Here is a 19,915-nt window from a genome sequence, read left to right on the forward strand (position 1 = left end):
CGGCAACGGTCAGGGCTTGACCTGCCAGTCGCCGCCGGCGGTCTGAATCCAGACGCCGGAAGGGGCGCGCTCCGCCATCCGGGCCGCCCAGCGCTGGGCGACGAATTCCGGCGTGCTGTTCTGCTTCTGGGCGACGACCTCGAAAACCAGCTGGCGGTCGCTGTTTTCGGCTTCCATCACCTTGCGGACCTGATCGGTGACCTTGCCGTTTTCGGTACGGACCTCCAGCAGTCCCTTGTTGTTTTCGCCGAGCAGCTGGGCGCTCTTGAAGGCCTTGATCTGGTCGCGGCGGGCCCGGCGGCGTTCCCGCACGTCGGAGCTGTTCGGGTCCGCCTTGAGGTCGGGCTTGCTGTCGGGACTCAGGGCCTGCGTCAGCTCCTTGTCCACTTTCAGGTTCACATTCAGGTCGATCTGCACCGGCTTGATCGTGACTTCGCTTTCGGTTTTGATGGTCGGCGTGCAGCCGCAGACGGCGGCTCCGACCGCCGCCGCCAGAAACAGTGGAACATATCTCATTTTTTACCCTCCGTGAGTGTTTTTACCTTTTCATTGAGCTTCAACAGATAGTTGAGCGGAATCGTGGTGTTGATATTGAGCTGGATCCCCTGGAAACGGGCCCGGGCCGCCGGATCGCGCCGGAGCTGGCCCGACTCCTCGTCATAGGCGAACGGCAGCGCCTGATTCGGCTGGCCGTCGAACTGGAGCTTGACCGCCAGCGCGTCCTTCTGCATCTCCAGATGGATTTTCGCCCAGCTGTAGGTGAAATCCTTCAACGCCTCCAGCGCGAAGTCGAACTGCGACTGCTGTGCGACCGCTCCCGCCATGCCGTTGACCATTTTTTCCGGGTCGGAGAGCCGGATCGTGTTGGAAACGCCAGGCCGTGTGTACAAATAACTCTGCCCGATCTGAAGCCCGCCGCGGGTCAGCCGCAGCGGAATCTTGCCGTACAGCGCGCCGGTTCCGGCGGCGGAGGCCAGATTGAGCTGGCTGACCAGTTCGGCCAGCTCTAGCCCCTCGCAGTAGAGCGAAGTCTCCCAGAACTGCCGGTCGGTCCGCAGCTGCAGCGAGTTGAGCATCACGTTGCCGCCGCACCAGTCGGCGCGCAAACTTTCGACGATGGTCTGGTTGCGCGACTCGATATCGAACCGCAGTTCGATGTTGTCGAGCTTCAGGCTGCCCGCATTCAGCTTCCCGATCGAAATGCGCTGTCCGGCCGGAGTATCGCAATTGAGCAGGTCGGTGAAACGGACGTCCAGCTTGATCCCTTCGGCATGGAGGCCGCTCTCCGGCATATCGAATTGCCCGTCATACACATAGCAGTGCACGCCGGTGGTGAATTTGCCGTTTTCCAGCCGGGCCGCGCCGCCGAGCGACACGGTCCCGGTTGCGGTCGCATCGCCGAGCGCCGGCACGAACTCACCCAGCTTCAGCGGCTGCTTCGGCGTATAGGGCGGCACGGTCACTTCAAAGAGACAGTCCGGCAGTTCTCCGGCGCGCGGTGAAACCCGCCCGCGGAACTCCGCGTAAACGCCATCGACCAGTTTCGTGTCGAACCGGCCGGTCAGCGACAACCCGTGGTCCTTCACATACAGCGAAGCGGAGGTGTCGCCGATTTCCCTGCCGTCATACAGGATTTTGCCGACTTTCAACTCGGCGGGCAGTTTCGGGGTCGGGCGCAGCGGCATCGACAGCGAAATGCCGGAGACCGCCAGCTTCCGTTCCGGATTCACCACGCCGATCCCGCTGCCGGAGATCAGGAAAGAGCGATCCGCTCCGGTCAGCCGCAGCAGCGGTACGGTGGCGGTGAAACCGTGTGCGACGGCCTTTATGTTTCCGATCAGCAGCGAGGCGTCTTCGATCCGCCCACCGTCGGCGGTCTGTGAAAACAGGAATTTCCAACTGACCGGGTCGAAGGACTCCACCCGGACCGCCCCCTTGTCGAACGAAAACGGACTCAGCGGGCTGGAGCCTTCCAGCCGCAGATGCAGCTCCCGGTTCTCCATGCCGTACCGCACATTGAATTTCTGCTGAATCCGTACCGGCCGGGCGAAGTTGACCGGTAATGCCCCTGCCGGAAAGTTGAGCGTCGCCTCTACATCGCCTGCGGCCTGCATATCGCCGCCCGCCAGCGTCAGCGCGGTATCGAATTTCAGGTCGGCGCTCCCGGAAGCCCGGAAGCCCAGCAGATCGGAGACCGCCTCAAGCTGCAATCGCGAATTTCCTTTCACATTCACCAGTTTCCGGTCGAGGTCGATTGCGGCGGAAATCTGCATATCCTGTCCGCGCGGAATCAGGTGCAGCTCCGCGCTGATCCGCTTCCAAGCGTTGTTCTCGCTGGTCAGGGTCGCATCGACCGGCAGCAGGACCCGGCGGCCGCCGATCTCGGCCAGCACCCGCACCGATTTTAATGTGATCTTTTCCAACACGACCATCGGGCCGGTCGCGTTTCCTTTCAGCGGCAGTGAAATCATAGTCCCCTCGCCCGATTCCCGTTTGCCGAACGCGGCGGCTCCCTGCCGCAGCTGCTCCAGATCAAGGCCGTCAACCGTCAGCCCGCTCTTGTCATGCCGGATCGCGAGCTGGGCGCCGCTTATGATTATATTTCTGATGTCCAGCACCCTGGGATCGGTCCACGGGAAGTGGGGGACGTAATCGACCCGCACCGAATCCACCGACAGCTTCCGGCCCTTGGCGTCGGTCAGAATCAGGCCTTCAAGGTCCGTGCCGGTCACGCCGATCCGGCGGATCGTCATTTCGGTGCGCTCCAGGCCCAGCTGTTTGAGATAGGGCGGCAGATAGCGGGCGGTCAATTCACCGGGCAGATACCAGTTCCAATAGATCAGTGCCCAGACCGCCCCGGCGCCGGTCGCGACGACCAGCAGCACGAGCAACGCCGCCAGGATTTTGGCGGTCACTTTCAGGATTTTACCGACTGTTTTCCACTTCGACATTTTATTTTCCTATGCAGAACCGGCTGAAAATATTGTCCAGAATATCCGGCTCGACCGTTTTTCCGATGATTTCGCCGACCGTGTGCAGCGCGTCGCGCAGCATCAGCCCGGCCAGCTCGAATTCCCCGCATTCAAAATGGGCGGCCGCGTCCGGCAGCAGCCCGGCGGCCTCCTCCAGCAGCCGGGCATGGCGGGCGTTGACCGCGACCTCCGGCAGTTCCGGCCGGGGCGTATCCACTGCTTCGCGCGCAAAGGCGTCCAGCAGTTTCTCAATCCCTTCGCCGGTTTTCGCCGAAATGCGCACCGTCGGGCCGTCCAGTTCCGGCAGAGCGCGTTGCGGCGCGAGGTCAAGCTTGTTCCAGACCGCGATCCGGCCGGGCGCTGGATGACGCGCCATTTCCGCGAGTTCAAGGTCGAGCTCGTCACCGGAGGCGTCCAGCAGCCAGAAGGTTACCTGCGCGCCCTCGATCGAACGGCGGCTGCGTTCGACTCCGAGCTGTTCGATCGGGTCGCTGCTGGACCGGATGCCCGCCGTGTCGGTCAGGCGCACCGGCAGGCCGCGCAGCACCGTCGAAGCCTCGATGGTGTCGCGGGTGGTTCCCGGGATCGAGGTCACGATCGCGCGTTCCATGCCCAGCAGCCGGTTCAGCAAACTGGATTTGCCCGCGTTGGGCCGCCCGGCGATCACCAGATTCACCCCGTCGCGCAGCGTCGCGCCGATGCCGCGGGTGGCGAGCAGCCGCTTCAACTCGTTCGCCACGGCGCGGATCCGCTCCGGGACCCCTTCCTCCCACGCCAGCTCCTCATCCGGGAAATCGAGGTGGGATTCGGCTTCGGCGCGCAGATTGTTCAGCTCCTCGTAAAGCGTTTCCAGCCGGGAGCTCAAAGCGCCCGCCAGCTGTTTTTCCGCGAGCTTGAACGCCATGTCGCTTCCGGCGGAAATCACGTCGCCGACCGCTTCGGCCTGCACCAGGTCAAGTTTGCCGTTCACAAAGGCGCGGAAGGTGAATTCTCCCGGCTCCGCCATCCGGCAGCCGGAGGCCAGCACCAGCTTCAGCGCCTGTTCCGCCGCCGCCGCGCCGCCGTGGCAGTGCAGTTCGACCACATCGTCGCCGGTGTAGCTGGCCGGGGCCTTCATATAGACCGCCAGCGCCGGATCCGGCCCGACCTTGCCGAGCAGCATGGTTCGCGGCGGGGCCTCCGCGAGCGAAGTGCGGCTCCGCCAGACCCGGCCGCCGATCGCCAGCGCGTCGGGGCCGGAGAGCCGGAGAATCGTGATCGCTCCGCCGATTCCGGTCGCCGGAGCCGCGATGTTGTCAAAAGTATTCATATCAATAACATAGCACGGCAGTCAAGGCTTTGCCAGTCGTGGGGCCGCTTTTCAGCGTTCTCCGGGCACCAGCTGCGGCGTCGCGATCACCGCGACGTGGTCGGCCCGCCCCGGAGCGCCGGAGATGCGGCGCAGCAGTTCGTCCAGCGCCAGTTCCGCGAGCATCCGGTTGCCGAGGTCGATCGACGCGGGGCGCGGGTAGAGCCCCGCCAGATATTCCGGAGTATGGTTGCAGGAGACCACCGGAATCGTCACGCCGCCGCCGCGCCGGGTCAGCACCCGGTAGAACAGCGCGGTCAGCCGTTCCTCCGGCGAGAACAGCCCGTCGCAGCCGGAATAGTCGGCACCGTTGAGCGCCGCTTCGAGCACTTCCGCCGGAGCCGTCTCAAATCCGGCGGTTCCGCCGGGCAGGGTCACGGCGATCCGGCCGCATTCGCGTTCCTGTGCGAAAAATTCAAAGCGGAAACCGTCCACCCGGGCCGGAAAGCCCGGATTCACGCTGGCGACATCCAGCACCGCCGGCCGTCGGCAGCCGCGTTCGATCAGGTAGCGCGCCGCCAGCCGTCCGGCGAACTCGTTGCCCATCAGCACGGTCTGCCCCTCGTCGGCCAACCGGTGCGAATTGAGCCACACATGCGGAATCCGCGCGAACACCCGGCCCAGCTCCGGCGCACAGCCGCCGTGCCCGGCGATGATCAGCCCGGCCAGTTCGCCGCGCAGGTGGCGCGCCTCCAGCTCCAACGGCAGGATTTCGGAAGAGAGCAGTTGCAGACTCCATTTGCGCGGCAGTTTTTCCGTGATCGCGGAAAGTTTGTTCACGATCACGCGCGGATCGGATTCCGAACCGGGCAGCATCAGCACGCCGAGCGTTTTTCCCGCCGCGTTTGCGGAACGCCTGCGGCGCGGAGCGGCCTGCTGTTCGCCCAACACCGCCAGCACCTGTTCGCGCTTCTCCGGCGCGACCGCCCCGGTGCCGTTCACCACTCGCGAAACCGTTGCCGCCGACACTCCCGCCCGGGCGGCAATCTCCCTGATCGTCAGACCCATATCGAACTCTCCATATTGTTGTTTATCATTGAATATACTGGTTGTTTCTGAATGTTTCAATGATTTGTTTCGGCGGTTTTGATTGAAAATCATTGCGGAGTCGCCGATTGTGGATCATACTATACGGCAGACGGATACAATCAACCAGGATGGACCATGTCATGAAACGGAAACTTCAGGGAATTATCGTACCGCTGCTTACGGCGCTGGAAACGCCGGAAACTTTCGACCGCAAAGGCTGCGCCGGATTGATCGAACATGTGATTTCAGGAGGCGTCGACGGCATCTTCATTCTCGGCTCCACCGGGGAGGGGCCCGCCCTCTCCCGGAGTGTGCAGCGTGAGCTGATCGAACTTGCCGTGGAACAAGTGGCGGGACGGGTGCCGCTGCTGGCCGGGATTTCCGGCGCATCCGGTGCGGATTCGCTGGAGCTGGGGAAATTCGCCGCCAATTCCGGCGTTGATGCGCTGGTCGCGGCTCCTCCCTGCTACCTGCCGCCGGATCAGGAGGAGCAGGTCGAATACTTCAGGCGGCTGGCCGGAGAGTGCGGCTCGCCTCTTTTCCTGTACAACATGCCTGCCCTGACCAGAGTGATGCTTACGCCGGAAACGGTGATCCGGCTCGCTTCGGTGGAGAATATCGTCGGCTGCAAGGACAGTTCCGGCGACCTGACGTTTTTCGGAACGCTGGTCCGCGAACTGGGAAGCCGCGATGATTTCACACTGCTGACCGGCCCGGAGGAGCTGCTGGCGGAATCAGTCCGCATGGGCGGCGACGGCGGCGTGAACGGCGGAGCCAATCTGTGCCCGGAACTGTTCGCCTCTCTCTACCGCGCCCTCCGGGACAGCGATTCGGAACAGGTTCGGCGGCTTCAGGCGGAGGTGCTTGAACTCGGCAAACTGTACCGGAGCCGTCCCGGCGCGGCCGGAGTGATCCGCGGCCTGAAATACGAGCTTTCCCGGCGCGGCCTGCTTAAAAACGTCCTCGCCTTCCCCGCGCTTCCGCTGCGGGGCTAAATATGATGTGAAGAGTCTATGGGCGATTCACCGCACCGGCACGTTGCCGGTCGTGATCCAACGGCGAAAGCGTTGGCCGCCGGAGGCAACCTGTGCGCGTAGCGCACAAGGTCTGCTGCCCGAAAGGGCAAGCAGACCCGCCTGCCTTTAAAACGGCAGGCTTCCCCACGACGTGCCTGAATCGATAATTGACCATCCGTTTCGTACAGTTTTCATGCTTTCCGAGCGACAGGCTTCTCCCCCTGCGCCCGTCTTTACGCTTTGCGGGATCTCCGCATCACTCCAGAATGATCATTTTCCACATTAAATTGATGATTTTCCGCATTTTAAACCGCGCAAACCGTAATATATTTACTGTGCAATCGAATTTTATTGATCTGATCCGGTATAAAAGTGAGGTAAATCAAGATGAGCGACTCATTGTTGTCGAATGTCCGCTATCCGTCGGTTCCGTTGATCGTACATGATCCCTATTTCAGCATCTGGTCGGCCCATGACCATTTGAACGACGGCTGGGAAAGCCATTGGACCGGTTCCGGCGTGGGGCTTTGCGGGCTGCTGCGGGTGGACGGCTCCTGCTGCACGTTCGCGGGGGAGCCGGGGGTTGCCCCGGCGATTCCGCAGACCGGTGTGGAAGTACTGCCGACCCGCACGGTTTACCGGTTTGAAAACGAACTCGTAAAACTGGCCGTGACTTTCCTGACTCCGGCGCTGCCGCACCGGCCCGATATCCTGTCGCGCCCGGTCACCTACATCATCTTTGAGGTGGAATCCGCCGACGGCAGGCCGCACCGGGCGCAGGTGTATTTCGATATGGGCGGCGAATCCTGCGTCGACCAGCCGGGAGATTCAGTCGTCTGGAGCCGCTACCGTCATGGGGATTTCGAGCTGATGAGCTTTGCTTCGGCTGTCCAGAATCCTTTGAACCGCTCCGGCGACAATCTGAGGATCGACTGGGGGCGCAGCTATCTCGGTGTGCCGAAGAAATTCAACGCCTGTACCGCGATGCGTCCGAACCGGGAGCTGCGCGGCGCATTCGCCGCTTCGGGAACCATTCCGGAAGACGATCTGCTCGACATGCCCCGCGCGGTCAGGCAGGGATGGGTCAGCGCCGCCGTCGCCATTGAACTGGAGGTGGCGGCGCAGGGGGCCGCTTCCGCCTGGATCGTCGCCGGTTATGACGACGTGTGGGCGATCGAATACCTCCACCGCAAACTGGCCGCCTACTGGAAGAGCTTTTTCAGGGATTTCGGCGGACTGCTGACCGCCGTTTATGCCGAATACGAAACGCTGAAATCCGAATGCGAAGCCTACGATGCCGAGCTGACGGCCGATGCGGTCAAGGTTGGCGGCGAACGGTATGCGGTGCTGCTCGGCGGGGCATTCCGGCAGGCGATCGCGGCTCACAAGCTGGTCGCGGATCTGGACGGGACTTTGCTGTTCTTCTCAAAGGAGAATTTCTCCAACGGCTGTATTGCGACGGTCGACGTGACCTATCCCTCCGCGCCGCTTTTTCTGCTGACCCAGCCGGCGCTGCTGAAGGGGATGCTGATTCCGATCCTCGAATATGCCGGAACCTCCCGCTGGAAGTTTCCGTTCGCGCCGCACGACATCGGCACTTACCCGCTGGCCAACGGTCAGGTGTACGGCGGCGGCGAAGAGACCGAGGATGACCAGATGCCGGTCGAGGAGTGCGGCAATATGCTGATCCTCGCCGGGGCGCTGCTTAAGTTCTCCGGTGACAAAGCCTTTATCGACCGGTATCTCTCCACCTGGAAGAAGTGGGCGTATTATCTGCTCGACAAAGGGTACGATCCCGAAAACCAGCTCTGCACCGACGATTTCGCCGGACATCTCGCGCACAACACCAATTTGTCGCTGAAAGCGATTCTCGCGCTGGAATGCTACGCGCTGATCGCCCGCGAAAACGGCGAGGCCGCCGAAGCCGGCAAATTCCACAGCGCCGCGCAGGACGCCGCGAACCGCTGGTGCGTCGACGCGCTCGACGGCGACCACTACCGGCTGGCATTCGACCAGCCCGGCACCTGGAGCCAGAAGTACAACCTGATCTGGGACCGGCTGCTCGGCTTCGGCCTTTTCCCGGAGGAGGTCGCGAAGCGCGAGCTGGCGTTCTACCGCACGAAGCAGGAACGCTACGGCCTGCCGCTCGACAACCGCCGCACCTATACCAAGCTGGACTGGATCGTATGGAGTGCGACGCTGACCGGAGATGACGCCGATTTCCGCGCGTTGGTCGATCCGCTGTACGATTGGCTGAATGAAACTCCGAGCCGCGTGCCGATGAATGACTGGTATGAGGCCACCGACGGCAGGCAGGTCTGTTTTCAGGCCCGTTCCGTGGTAGGGGGGCTTTTCATCAAACTGCTGGCCGATCCTGGGGTGCGCGCGAAGTATCTCGCCAAACTCAAGATTCACTCCTGAAAAGCAAGGATCGGGGATTTTGCCGCTGTCCGCTGCGGTCAGCGGCGAAATCCCGGCGGGGGAAAGAGGGCGGTGAAGTCGAACTCCGGTTCCAGCCCGGCCAGCACTTCGCGTTCCCGGCGGCGCATCCGGCGGCGCGGAGCGGGCGAAAGGTCGTCCTCTCCCGCCGAATGCAGCAGCCCGTGCACGATGTAAAGCACGACTTCGCGCGAATAGCTGGAATCGGCGCGCTTCTCCCCTTCACGTCTGGCGGCGTCGAGACAGATCAGCAGTTCCACGGCGGCTTCGCCCGGAAACAGCGAGCCGGGATCGTCGAAGTAACTGAATGTGATCACATCGGTGGTGCCTTCGTGGCCGACGAATTCCGCGTTGGCCTGCGCCATCGTCCGGTCGCCGACGAACCGGATGTCCAGATCCCAGTCGAAATCGGCCGGCAGGCCGGCCAGCTCGGCGGCGCGGCGGGCGAGCCGAGCAAGTTCACTTCGTTTCGGCCGGGGGTACCGTCTGGTCTCCCACGAGCTGTTCAGATGCTTCATTGGCGGCGGGTTCTCCCTGGGCCGGCTCGCGCTGGTAGGCGATCCGGCCGTGTTTCATGCTGATCAAGGTATTGATGAAGCTCTGCCGGACTTTGTCCAGCTCGGCGAGCGTGATGTCGGCGCGGTTGAGCTGCCCGTCCTGATAACGTTTCAGGAAGATGTCGTCCACGACCTGTTCGATCTTGGCGGCGGAGGGCTTGTCCAGCGAGCGGCAGGCGGCTTCGCAGGCGTCGGCGAGGCTGATGATCGCCATCTCCTTGTCGCGCGGCGGCTGGCCTCCGTAGCGGAACTGGGACTCCAGCACCGGGGCGGTGCTGCTTTCGCGCCGCTTGTCCGCGAGCGCCTTCGCGTAGAAGTAGTGGACCAGATCGTTGCCGTGGTGCTGGCTGATCGCGTCGCGGACGGTGCGGCACATCCGGTACTGGCGGGCCAGCGCCAGCCCCTCCTTGACGTGGTCGCGGATGATGATGCTGCTCATCTGCGGATTCAAGTTCAGATGCTGGTTGGCGCTGTCGAGGTTGTTTTCGGTGAAATACTGCGGCATCGAGAGCTTGCCGATGTCGTGGAACAGCGCCCCCGCCTTCGCCTTGAGCGGATTCGCGCCGATTTCCCGGGCGGCGTCCTCGACCAGGGTTGCGACCATCAGGCTGTGGAAGAAGGTGCCGGGGGCCTCCCGCTTCAGCCGCTCCAGCAGCGGATGATTGTAGTCGCAGAGCACCATCAGCGCCATATTGGTGCTGACGTTGAAGACGATTTCAAACAGGAAAATCAGCAGCAGCGCCAGAATGCCGGTCACGAAAGCGTTGGTGAAAGCCAAAGACAGCGCGACGAGCACCTCCTGCAGATGCGGGATCGAACGCTCCCAGAAGAGCAGGTTCAAATTCAGCACGAAGGTCAGCGGGAATACGGAAACGACGATGCGGAAGAAGTAGGAGCGGTAGTTGGTGGAGCTGCGCACCGCCAGCGCCGCCAGCGACGAGATCACCATCCCCTTGAGCGCGAGGTCGAACGTGCGCTCCGGCGTGACCATCATCGCGGTGATCGAAGCCACGAAGAACCCGGCGCACAGCGCGACCCGGTAACCGAAGATCACCGACAGCAGCACCGCGACCAGCGCCGCCGGAACCGCGATCACGGCCAGCGAGTTGTTGATGAAATTATTCTCGCTGACCAGATAACTGAAAAGTCCGAGGCTGTAGTAGTTGATCAGCAGCGACAGGATCACCACCAGCGCTACCAGCGTGATGCGCTTGTTGACCCGGACCACATCGGGATGGAGATGGTGCAAATAAAAAGCCGCGAAAATCACCAGCACCAGACTCCAGACCATGTTCTGGAACAGCACCGGCAGTTCGGCGTCGATGTTCGCCGCGTCGTCCTCCGCGCGGCTGTAGTCCTGAAACATCTGCAGCATCTGCGGCGTGACCCGGTCGCCTTTGGTGACCAGCAGGTCGCCGCGCGATTTGGCGCGCAGACTTTCGGTGATCGCCGCCTGTGCGGCGCTGCGTCCGGCCTCGGTTCTGGCCGCGTCGAAGTCCAGATTGCCTTCGGGGCCGATCAGCTGCGTGAACAGCGCCGCCAGCTGCCGGCGCACCGGCGGCAGGTCCTCGTTGGTGCTGTGCGACACGCTGCGGGCCAGACGGCGCCCGGCGGCGTCCGGGGCGGGCAGCTCCAGGACGGTCCGCTCGACCAGGCTGATCCGGTTGTTCTGGTCGACGGTGCGGATTTTCCGGCCGACGTTGCGGCCGGACTTGTCGGACGCGCCGATCACCCCCTGGGCGAGCATGGTGGCGAGGGTGCGTTTGAAGTCGCCGCTTTCGCGTTCCAGCGCGTTGATTTTCTCCAACTGGTCCAAAAGTTCCGGAGAGGCTTCCGCCGCCAGTCTGGCCGGGAGATTATCCGCTTCCGGCGTGAATTTTCCGCCGTCACGCTCCATGCGGAGCCGTTGTTCGGCTGCCTGCAGCAGCTCCTGAATCCGGTTCAATATCTGTTTGCTGCGCTCCGTGTTGATCCGGAAAAATTCCGGCTGCTCCTCCGCCGCTTCGCGCCGTTTCGCCGCCAGTTCTTCGAGATCGTTGTACTGGAAGTCCCGGCTGGCGTGGATGGTGCGGGTCGCCTTCTGGCCGACCACCCAGTCGCCCGGGTCTTTCAACTGTTTCTGTGCCGCCATCGACAGCAGAACCGAGGAGACCGCCCAGACCATCACCAGCATCACCACGGCGGGGGCGCTGGAACGGTCGAGGGCGTTGCCGAACTGTTCCAGATCGAACCACGGCTTGGAGTTGATCACCCCTTTGCGCCGCAGTTCGCGGCGGGCGCGGTAACGGGTCAGAAATTGTTTCAGCGAGGAAAACACGGCGGTTACTGCTCCTTTTCAGGCTGGGACGCAGGTTTGTCCTGATAGGCGAGGATGATTTTTTCCAGCAGCGCATGGCGCACCACATCGCGGGTTTCAAAGAAGATGAAAGCGATCTCCTGAATGTTCCGCAGATGGGAGATCGCGTGGCGCAGCCCGGAGCCTTCCCGGCTGCCGAGGTCGGACTGGGACGGGTCGCCGGTGATCACGCACTTCGAGTTGAACCCCATCCGGGTCAGGAACATCAGCATCTGCTCGGTGGTGGTGTTCTGCGCCTCGTCGAGGATGATGAAAGCGTTGTTCAGCGTCCGTCCCCGCATGAAAGCCAGCGGTGCGACTTCGATCACGTTGCGCTCGATCAGCGCCGAAACCTCGTCGAAGCTCATCATATCGTAGAGCGCGTCGTAGAGGGGGCGCAAATAGGGCATGATCTTCTCTTCGAGGCTGCCGGGCAGGAAGCCGAGGTTTTCGCCGGACTCCCGGGCCGGGCGGGTCAGGATGATCCGGCTCACATTCCCTTTCAGGAATTCGGAGACCGCCATCGCCATCGCCAGATAGGTCTTGCCGGTCCCGGCCGGACCGATCCCGAACACCATATCCCTGCCGCGCATGGCCCGCACGTATTCCATCTGGCGGCGGGAACGGGGCATCACCTCGCGTTTTTTGGGGCTGACGGAGATTCGCTCGTTCCACAGATCGCGCAGGTCGTTTTCCCGGCGGTCGCGGAAGCTGCGGCACAGGAATTCGAAATCGCGGGTTTCAAGCTGATGTTTACGCAGTTCGTAGAAACGGGAAAGCTCTTCGAGAAACGCCTTGACGCGGGCGGTTTCCGCGTCGCCGCCCCTGATTTCGACCCAGTTGTCGCGCGCGACCAGTTTTACGTCGAAGACACTCTCCAGATAACGCAGGTTCTTCACCTCATCACCGGCACAGGCGGTGTGAATGGTCAAGCCTTTTTCAAAATAAAAACGGTTGTCAGCAGCCATGATTCATTACAGATTCTCCGGCCGCGGGCCGGAAGTTGAAAAAGGCGGCGGGAAAATAGTTTCGCGCCGCCCGCTGGTTTGCCGATCCGCCGGATCAGAGCTGCGGAATCTGCAGCTTCATGCCCGGCTTCAGGAAATTCGGATTCTTCAGGAGAACCGGATTCGCCTTGATGATCGCCTCATATTTGCGGCCGTCCTTGTAGACCTTCTGGGCGATGTACGACAGCGTGTCGCCGGGCTTCACGATATAGACCGTGGTTTTGCCGGCGGGAGCGGACGTTTCCGTTTTGGCGGCGTCCGGAGCCGGTTGTTCCGGCTTGGCCGGAGCGTCTTTCGGCTCCGCGCTCTTGTCGGCGGCAGCGTCGACATCGTCGGCCGGCGGGGTGTCGGTCACGACCTCCTCGACCACCTCGGTTTCAGTAACGACGGTTTCCTCTGCGGGAGGCGGCGTCACGGCTTCGCCGGCAAGCGGGGTCTCCGTCGCCTTGGGCGAAAACTTGTCCACGATCGCGGGGGGAGCGGTGCGCGGCGGTTTGAATCCGGAGTAGCTGCGGTCGACATACTGCTCCCACTGCTGCTCTTCTTCGCCGTATTTGACCCCCGCCAACTCCGGCTGGCAGCCGGCAGCCAGCACGACCAGACCCAATCCTCCGAGTCCCAAAGCCAACGCTTTCATTGTGTGCTCCCCTATGCTGTAATTTCTGGATTTTTACGAAAAAACATTCCATGCGGAAATGCCTGTAATAAAATATAATCCAAAACCGCTCAAAAACAACCGCTTAACTCAAGATTTTTTCATAGTTGGCATTTTCGCGCCGGCGGAAGGCTGAAAAACGGCTTGCAAAATATAAAAAAAGCCCGGCAAATGAATGCCGGGCCGGGGGAAAATGCCGGAATGTACACTGTACATCCCGGCGGGGTTGGGGGAATCCATGTCGTCAGAAAAGCAGCTTCACCTCGTAGACCGGGTTGCGGCCGATCGCGGCCCGCCAACTGCCGGAAAGGCCGGGCGCCGTCAGCGCATCGGAGCCTTCCGGCCTGAGGGCGGTTCCGTTGAGGGCGGCGGAGACCTTTCCGCCGGCGAAGCTCAGCTCCACATTCTGCCACAGATCGCGCGCCGGCGAACCGAGATGGAAGGTGACGCTCTCTTTGCCATTGGCGGCCACGAGGCGGCCGGCGCCTACCCGGATCGAGAAGGAGCCGTTGCGCAGCAAAGTTTCGGCGGCGTTCTTTTCCGTCAGGCGGAAGACGAGCTGTACGCCGCGCGGAGCCGCCGCCGGACGGGGCAGGTCGAGCGTGACGGTTTCAGCGTCGGACCAGACGCCCCAGCGCCCCGGCTTCGGCCCCGCGGTGCGGATCAGCGTGGGCTGGTAGAACACCTTGCGGGCGAACGGCGACAGCGTGTCCAGATCGACGGCGGTGCCGGGGCCGGCCACGACCTGAAATTCGGTCCCGGCCGGAACCGCGCCGAGATCGACGGAGGCGTCCGGCTCCTCGAAGTCGAGGATTCCCCTGCCGCGGGCGGCGCTGTCGGAGGCGAGCCGGAAGTCCGGCTGTACTCCGGCCTGTTTCAGCGAATCGGCCCGCAGGCCGCCTTCGCCGGAGATGATGCCGGAGTGCGGATTGGCCGGATCGTTGCCGACTTCCAGATTCGCGTAGAATTCAAAGAGGCTGCCTCTCCAGTCCGGGCGCTTGTGCATCCGGTCGACCGCGAAGATATTGTTGAAATACCGGAAGTTCACATAGTCGCGAGCCGCCCGTCCATAGACCGGCTGCGGCGTGGTGAAAAGGTTGCCGTATGGCCACACGATCGTGTTGTTGAACACGAGAAAACCCGGATCGGGGGGCATCACGAACCGCTTGGAAACCCGCGCCGCGAGCTGTTCCACTCCGATTGCTCCCATTGCGGCGTGTTCCCAGTTGCGTCCCGCCACGCCGAGCTTGAATACGCCCGGCCGGAACTCTCTGGGATTCAGGGCGTCGGCCAGTTTTTTGAATTCCGGCGTACAGGTCACGATGTTGCGGTAGACGTAGATCGGCCCAGGCCACGGCTTGCCGCCCAGCGGCTGCCAGGAGACCGGCTCGAAAACGTCTTCAAAGCGGTTGTTGAAAATCCGCATGTCGCTGGCGTGATTTTCGGTTTCGACCGCGTTGTCGACGATCCGGCGGAACGAGTTGCCGTACACCTGAAAGTGTTTGGCCCAGTCCACGCACCAGCAGGACATCCCTTCAAATGCGTCGTCGACCACATTGTTGCGCACGTGCCAGTTGCTTGCGACGCCGCCGATGATGCCGGTTTCGTAGTTTTTCATCTTGTCCCGGTCGACGTTGACCCCCTTGCGGGCCCAGAAATAGTAGAAATGCTTCTTCTGGATATCGGTCCTGCCCCACTTTTCAACCGTGTCGAGCACATCGTTGTAGGTATAGGCGTGGTCATAGAGGCAGTTTTCCACGAAAACGGCGTTGGCGCCGCCGAATCCCCAGACTCCGCCGCGGCAGCCCTTGAAAATGCTGTCGCGCACCGCGATGTTGCTGCCGCCGGTGACCACGCCCGCCGAAACGGGGGTTTCAAAGGTGAAGCCGGAAAGGATCACATGGGCCGGCTTCCGCAGCGAGATGAAGAAATTCGCATCTTTTTTCTGGTAGATGTGCGTGCCGTTGGAACCGGGAGCGAACGGCGGCGAAACCGCGATCACATGGTCGTTCGGATCGGTCGAACCGTAGCGCCCGGAGGGATGGAGCCGCACGTAAAGTTTCTTTGCGGTTTCGTCGTAATAGAAACCGTTTTCGGGAGCCGGATAGCCGTCTTTGACCAGAAAGGTTTTCAACCCCTCCATCGTGGTGTAGGGATAGAGGTCGACCCCGGAATAGAGCACCCGCGACGGCGCCCGGCCGCACGGGGCGCTGTAGATGCCGAGCGCCTTGTCTTCCGGCTGCCAGCGGACCTTCTTCTCGCGGATCGCCCGGTCGGCGGCGGTCAGGACCACGCTGCCGGGCTTGCCGTCGGCGCGGAACGTGACCGGCTGTTCGGCGTTGCCGCCGCGCGCCAGCTCGACGGTTTCAAAGTAGATGCCCGGGGCGATCCACACGGTGTCGCCGGGATTCACCAGGTCTGCGGCCCGCTGGATGGTGCGGAACGGCTTCTCTCTGGACAACCCGTCGTTCGCGTCGTCGCCGGTCGCGGCATTCACGTACCGGTTCACCGGCGCGGCGTTGCGCACCGTGCCGCGCCCTTCTCCGGTCAGGCCCAGCTCCTCGTCGGACAGGGCGTCCTTCCAGACGGTGACGCCGCCGATCAGGGTGCCGGCCGGGGCGAGCATGGTGCAGTTTTTGCTGTTGTTCCGGCGGCCTCCGATTCCGATGAGCCCATCTCCGGCCGCCGGGATCACGGCTGTGACATCGGGGCATTCGACCATGCCGCGATAGAGCAGCTTCCCGGTGGCGTGATCGGTCACGGCCAGCGTCAACGCGTCGCCGGGGGAGAAGCGCAGCACGCATTCATACCATTGATCCGGCTTGAGGTCGGGGGCGTTTTTGCCGAAGACTGCCCGGATCGAGTCGCGTTTCCCCGAGGAAATCTGGCCCGCCGGCTTGCCGCCGTCGAGTTCATAGGCGTTCTGTGAGCCGAATCCCATTTCGAAGCCGCGCATGCCGTCCTGCGGCCGGTGGCGGGAGATGACCGCACCTGCCGGTTCCCCCGGATACTTGACCAGCACCCGGACCGTCTGGGCGTCGTCATGGCGGAGGGGAACCGCCAGCATGGTGTTGCCGTCGAGCCGGATCACCTGTTTTTTAAGCTGTTCGTCCACCGTGGTCGGCAAAGGGCGCTTCACCATCGTGCCGTCCGCCAGAATCTGGCGCAGGCCGGAGTCGCTTCTGGAACCGGCTCCCTGCCAGTCGAACGCGGCGGGCGTCGCCGCTCCCGCTGCGAGGAGACCGGCGGTGAACATTGCAATCAGGAATTTCATTTTCATAGGGGCATTTCTCCTTACCAGCTGTCCGCATCGTGCCAGAAAGGAGTCGGCAGATTTTTGGCGCCGGTGCTTCCCGATTTGATTGCCAGCAGATCCGCATGGTTCCGCCACGCGATATGGCCGTCCACGAAGCCGACATTCGCGCCGTCGTTGTGGCGGCGGGCGATGAAATTGCCGTTGTAGAGGTTCAGCGGCCGGGAGATTTTATAATCCTTGGCTCCATCGACGCCGGTGCTGGAACTCTCGGTGATCAACATGCGTTCGCTCGGCTTTTTGACTCTGGCGATTTTGCCGTAGCGGGCGTTCGTGACAGTCGATGAATAATTCAAATAGGTGTTGAACGAATAACTGTTGTTGGGCAGTCCTTCGTCATTCGGTGAAGTCAGTCCCATGCCGTCCCGCCTCCCGGAGGGGCAGAGCGCCACCTTGATGATTTCGGAACTGGAAAGTGAAGCACTGTCTTTGGCCAGGCTGCCGCCGAGGTACGGCAGGATCGTATGTCGATCCCGGGGGGCGTAGATCGGTCCGAAGAAGTACCGAGTGTAATATTCGTCCTCGGTCGAACCGATGATTCTTCCCCAGCCGTCAAACTCATTGGAATAAAATACCATCGCCATATTCAGCTGCTTCAGGTTGGAAGTGCAGCTGATGGCCTGCGCCCGTTCGCGCGCTTTGTTCAGCGCCGGCAACAGCATACCCGCCAGAATGGCGATGATCGCTATCACGACGAGCAGCTCAATGAGAGTAAAATTTTTCCTTTTCATGATTCGTGCTCCTTTGCCTTAACTGTCACATAATCACTGATATGTGAAGTTTCTTCGGTTGGACTGTTTTCAATTTTCCATAACATTTTCGAGGCTTCCTTTTTTATTTTTGCTCACGTCGCCGTATTCTGTCTTAACATATCAGTGATTATACGTCCCTTCGCCGGAAAGAGCGGGCGGGCCGGGCGGCAGCAGGATGCGCCTCCGCCCGGTTTCGTGATAATCGGAGGCGGTGGATTCCCCGACCTGAAGCAGCGCTTCAGGAGGGAACTCCTCCAGTTCAAACCGGTAATGCAGCCGTTCCGGTGCGGGATTGATCCCGAGATAATGCTCGAAAATCCGGCTGATCAGCGGCATCAGGTCGGGAGTATTCACCACGGTGATCGAAGGAGTGTTGGACCGGGCAAGTTCGGGATTGCCGAAAGAGGTGACCGCGATGTCCTCCGGCACCCGGATGCCGTGGTCCGCGAGGCTGCGGATTACGCCGCGCGCGGCTTCCACCGAAGTGCAGAAAATCGCATCGGCGCCCTCGAGTTTTCCTTCGCGCACCAGCCGGTCGGTCAGGCTGAGCGCATGGGCGATGGAGGTTTCCGGGGGGACGGCGCGGTCGTCCCAGACTTCGCCGGTGCAGCCGTATTGCTTCAGGGCGCGTTCCCAGACCGCCTGCCGGGGATTGGGATAGCTGAATCCCGGCTCCACGCTCAGGAAATCGATCCGGCGGCAGCCGCGCCGGTGCAGGAAGTTCATCAGGTGGCTGATCGCTTCGATGTTGATGCCGTCGAAACAGCGGATGCCGAACCGGGTCAGGTCGGTGAAGAGTGAAACGACCTGTTCCTTGCGCCGCCGCAGCTTGTCCAGCAGCAGTTGGTTGAGGGCGCTGATCTGGAAGAAGATCACGTCGAATTCCTTGTCCAGCGTTTCGTAGACCACGGCATCGTCACAGTAGCAGAAAGGGACATCCTGATAGCTGCAGCCGTATTTGCGGGCGGCTGCGGCGATGGCGCTGCGCCATTTGTCATTCAGCGCGATGGCGGAATGATGAATATAAGCAACCTGCAGCCTCGGAGTCCCTCCGGGGACGCCGGGAACCCCGAGGCGGCCATTGGCGGCCCGAACCACATCACCGTCATCGATCAACTTCTGCATGGCCTGGCGGATGGTCATATAGCTGATTCCGAATTCCTGCATCAGTTTCGGGGCCCCGGGGAGAGCGCCTGCGAAATAATCGCCGTGCTCAATCCGGCGCCGGAGCACCTCTGCGATCTGAACGTACTTGGGTATGGCCACGGTTTTACCTTTTTTGAAATCCAGTTTTCTATCTAGATATATTTCTGTCTATATTATGGCAAATTCCAATGAAATTGTCAAGAGTGGAATGTTGAAAAAAGTGATTTTTTTCCAGACAGCTGGTCGGGCCGGGCGGTATCGGCTGTTTTTATTTATTTTTTATTCGGACTCTTCTTGAAATCCCTGAAATGGGATGTATATTCTGTATCACATTCAACGGCAGGTTGAATTGCGTGCACCCATAGCTCAATTGGATAGAGCGTCTGGCTACGGACCAGAAGGTTAGGGGTTCAAATCCCTTTGGGTGTACCATTTTTTTGTAAAAAAAGGGACGCCGAAAGGATTTGAAGGAGCGTGAAACGCTCCGGGGAGCGAAGCATCCCCTCCCGTTCGGCGGGGTTCACGGCGAAGCCGAGCCGAGCAATTGCGAGGCCAATCCCTTTGGGTGTACCATTTTTTTTGTAAAAAAAGGGACGCCGAAAGGATTTGAAGGAGCGTGAAACGCTCCGGGGAGCGAAGCATCCCCTCCCGTTCGGCGGGGTTCACGGCGAAGCCGAGCCGGGCAATTGCGAGGCCAATCCCTTTGGGTGTACCATTTTTTATCTTTTTTGAGGAACTTGTCCTGAAGTCGCTGTCATATCCGTTGTATTAATGAGTATGACACGGGATGTAACACATCCTCACGAAAGACAACATCATGCAAATCATCGAAATAGAAAATAGAAACGCTCCCCTGCTCGGCAAGCTGCTGAACATCTGGGAGCAGTCGGTCCGGGCTACTCACCAATTTCTCTCCGGGCCGGAAATCCGGCGGATTGCGGAGTATGTTCCCGCCGCTCTCCGCGAAGTTCCGGTTCTGGCAGCTGCGGAAAACGCCGAAGGCGAACCCGTCGCCTTCATGGGAATCGCCGGAAACAAACTTGAGATGCTTTTCGTCTCGCCGGAGAGCAGGGGCAAAGGCGTCGGGAAGCGGCTGATTCTCCACGCCATCAACCGCTGCGGCATCCGCGAAGTCGACGTGAACGAGCAGAATCCACAGGCCCGGGGCTTCTACGAACATATCGGCTTTCGGATTTGTGGACGGAGCGAAACGGACGATCAGGGCAATCCATACCCGATCCTCCATATGCGTCTGCCCGATGCTTCCTGTCTTGCTTCCGCCGGAGCCGGCGAGGAGGCGCGCCCGGACAATCCGGAATTGTGACGAAATTCCGGCAAGCGGGAAG

General features: G+C 61.5%; 14 protein-coding genes and 1 tRNA gene. 4 read left to right on the forward strand and 11 right to left on the reverse strand.

Annotated features, from left to right (window positions below):
• Nucleotides 1–9 precede the first annotated feature (9 nt).
• Genes C8D82_RS10820 through C8D82_RS10835 form a run of 4 tightly spaced genes read right to left on the reverse strand, consistent with a single transcriptional unit; the run spans nt 10 to nt 5,328 of the window.
• Nucleotides 10–516 (reverse strand): DUF1318 domain-containing protein, encoded by a 507-nt coding sequence (locus C8D82_RS10820; protein ID WP_116884306.1) that lies wholly within the window; start codon nt 514–516, stop codon nt 10–12.
• Entirely contained in the window at nt 513–2,951 is a 2,439-nt protein-coding gene (locus C8D82_RS10825; protein ID WP_116884307.1) for an intermembrane phospholipid transport protein YdbH family protein, read from the reverse strand. Before C8D82_RS10825 ends, C8D82_RS10820 begins: the two co-directional genes overlap by 4 nt.
• A gap of 1 nt (nt 2,952) precedes the next feature.
• Nucleotides 2,953–4,281, reverse strand: a complete 1,329-nt coding sequence (gene mnmE, locus C8D82_RS10830) for a tRNA uridine-5-carboxymethylaminomethyl(34) synthesis GTPase MnmE (RefSeq protein ID WP_116884308.1) — start codon at nt 4,279–4,281, stop codon at nt 2,953–2,955.
• Between the two features lie 51 nt (nt 4,282–4,332).
• The gene (locus tag C8D82_RS10835) at nt 4,333–5,328 is read right to left on the reverse strand and encodes a LacI family DNA-binding transcriptional regulator (RefSeq protein ID WP_165833014.1); all 996 of its coding nucleotides are present in this window, start codon (nt 5,326–5,328) and stop codon (nt 4,333–4,335) included.
• A 161-nt stretch (nt 5,329–5,489) separates the two neighbouring features.
• On the opposite strand from C8D82_RS10835, the gene C8D82_RS10840 reads away from it, so the two are divergent.
• Both C8D82_RS10840 and C8D82_RS10845 read left to right on the forward strand, forming a co-directional pair.
• Nucleotides 5,490–6,344: a dihydrodipicolinate synthase family protein gene (locus C8D82_RS10840; RefSeq protein WP_165833015.1), complete on the forward strand. Its 855-nt coding sequence runs from the start codon at nt 5,490–5,492 to the stop codon at nt 6,342–6,344.
• 408 nt (nt 6,345–6,752) lie between these two features.
• Nucleotides 6,753–8,786, forward strand: coding sequence for a glutaminase family protein (locus tag C8D82_RS10845; RefSeq protein WP_116884311.1), 2,034 nt, complete (start codon nt 6,753–6,755; stop codon nt 8,784–8,786).
• A gap of 38 nt (nt 8,787–8,824) precedes the next feature.
• Here C8D82_RS10845 and ybeY read toward each other — a convergent pair whose 3' ends face one another.
• The 7 genes from ybeY to C8D82_RS10880 all read right to left on the reverse strand — a co-directional run bounded on the left by ybeY (nt 8,825) and on the right by C8D82_RS10880 (nt 18,689).
• The gene (gene ybeY / locus C8D82_RS10850) at nt 8,825–9,322 is read right to left on the reverse strand and encodes an rRNA maturation RNase YbeY (protein ID WP_116884312.1); all 498 of its coding nucleotides are present in this window, start codon (nt 9,320–9,322) and stop codon (nt 8,825–8,827) included.
• Entirely contained in the window at nt 9,264–11,678 is a 2,415-nt protein-coding gene (locus tag C8D82_RS10855; RefSeq protein ID WP_116884313.1) for an HD family phosphohydrolase, read from the reverse strand. Before C8D82_RS10855 ends, ybeY begins: the two co-directional genes overlap by 59 nt.
• Before the next feature lie 5 nt (nt 11,679–11,683).
• On the reverse strand, nt 11,684–12,664 hold the full coding sequence (locus tag C8D82_RS10860; protein ID WP_116884314.1) for a PhoH family protein: 981 nt from the start codon (nt 12,662–12,664) through the stop codon (nt 11,684–11,686).
• Nucleotides 12,665–12,758: 94 nt separating this feature from the next.
• Nucleotides 12,759–13,340 (reverse strand): LysM peptidoglycan-binding domain-containing protein, encoded by a 582-nt coding sequence (locus C8D82_RS10865; RefSeq protein ID WP_116884315.1) that lies wholly within the window; start codon nt 13,338–13,340, stop codon nt 12,759–12,761.
• 262 nt (nt 13,341–13,602) lie between these two features.
• The gene (locus C8D82_RS10870; RefSeq protein ID WP_116884316.1) at nt 13,603–16,638 is read right to left on the reverse strand and encodes a right-handed parallel beta-helix repeat-containing protein; all 3,036 of its coding nucleotides are present in this window, start codon (nt 16,636–16,638) and stop codon (nt 13,603–13,605) included.
• 14 nt (nt 16,639–16,652) lie between these two features.
• A complete protein-coding gene (locus tag C8D82_RS10875) occupies nt 16,653–17,402 on the reverse strand; it encodes a prepilin-type N-terminal cleavage/methylation domain-containing protein (RefSeq protein ID WP_116884317.1) in 750 nt (249 codons plus the stop codon).
• A 141-nt stretch (nt 17,403–17,543) separates the two neighbouring features.
• Nucleotides 17,544–18,689, reverse strand: coding sequence for a substrate-binding domain-containing protein (locus C8D82_RS10880; protein WP_116884318.1), 1,146 nt, complete (start codon nt 18,687–18,689; stop codon nt 17,544–17,546).
• Between the two features lie 235 nt (nt 18,690–18,924).
• On the opposite strand from C8D82_RS10880, the gene C8D82_RS10885 reads away from it, so the two are divergent.
• Nucleotides 18,925–19,001: transfer RNA gene (locus C8D82_RS10885), tRNA-Arg, on the forward strand.
• A gap of 385 nt (nt 19,002–19,386) precedes the next feature.
• Nucleotides 19,387–19,893, forward strand: coding sequence for an acetyltransferase (locus tag C8D82_RS10890; protein WP_116884319.1), 507 nt, complete (start codon nt 19,387–19,389; stop codon nt 19,891–19,893).
• Nucleotides 19,894–19,915 lie beyond the last annotated feature (22 nt).

The sequence above is a fragment of the Victivallis vadensis genome (assembly GCF_003096415.1).
Classification (GTDB): domain Bacteria; phylum Verrucomicrobiota; class Lentisphaeria; order Victivallales; family Victivallaceae; genus Victivallis; species Victivallis vadensis.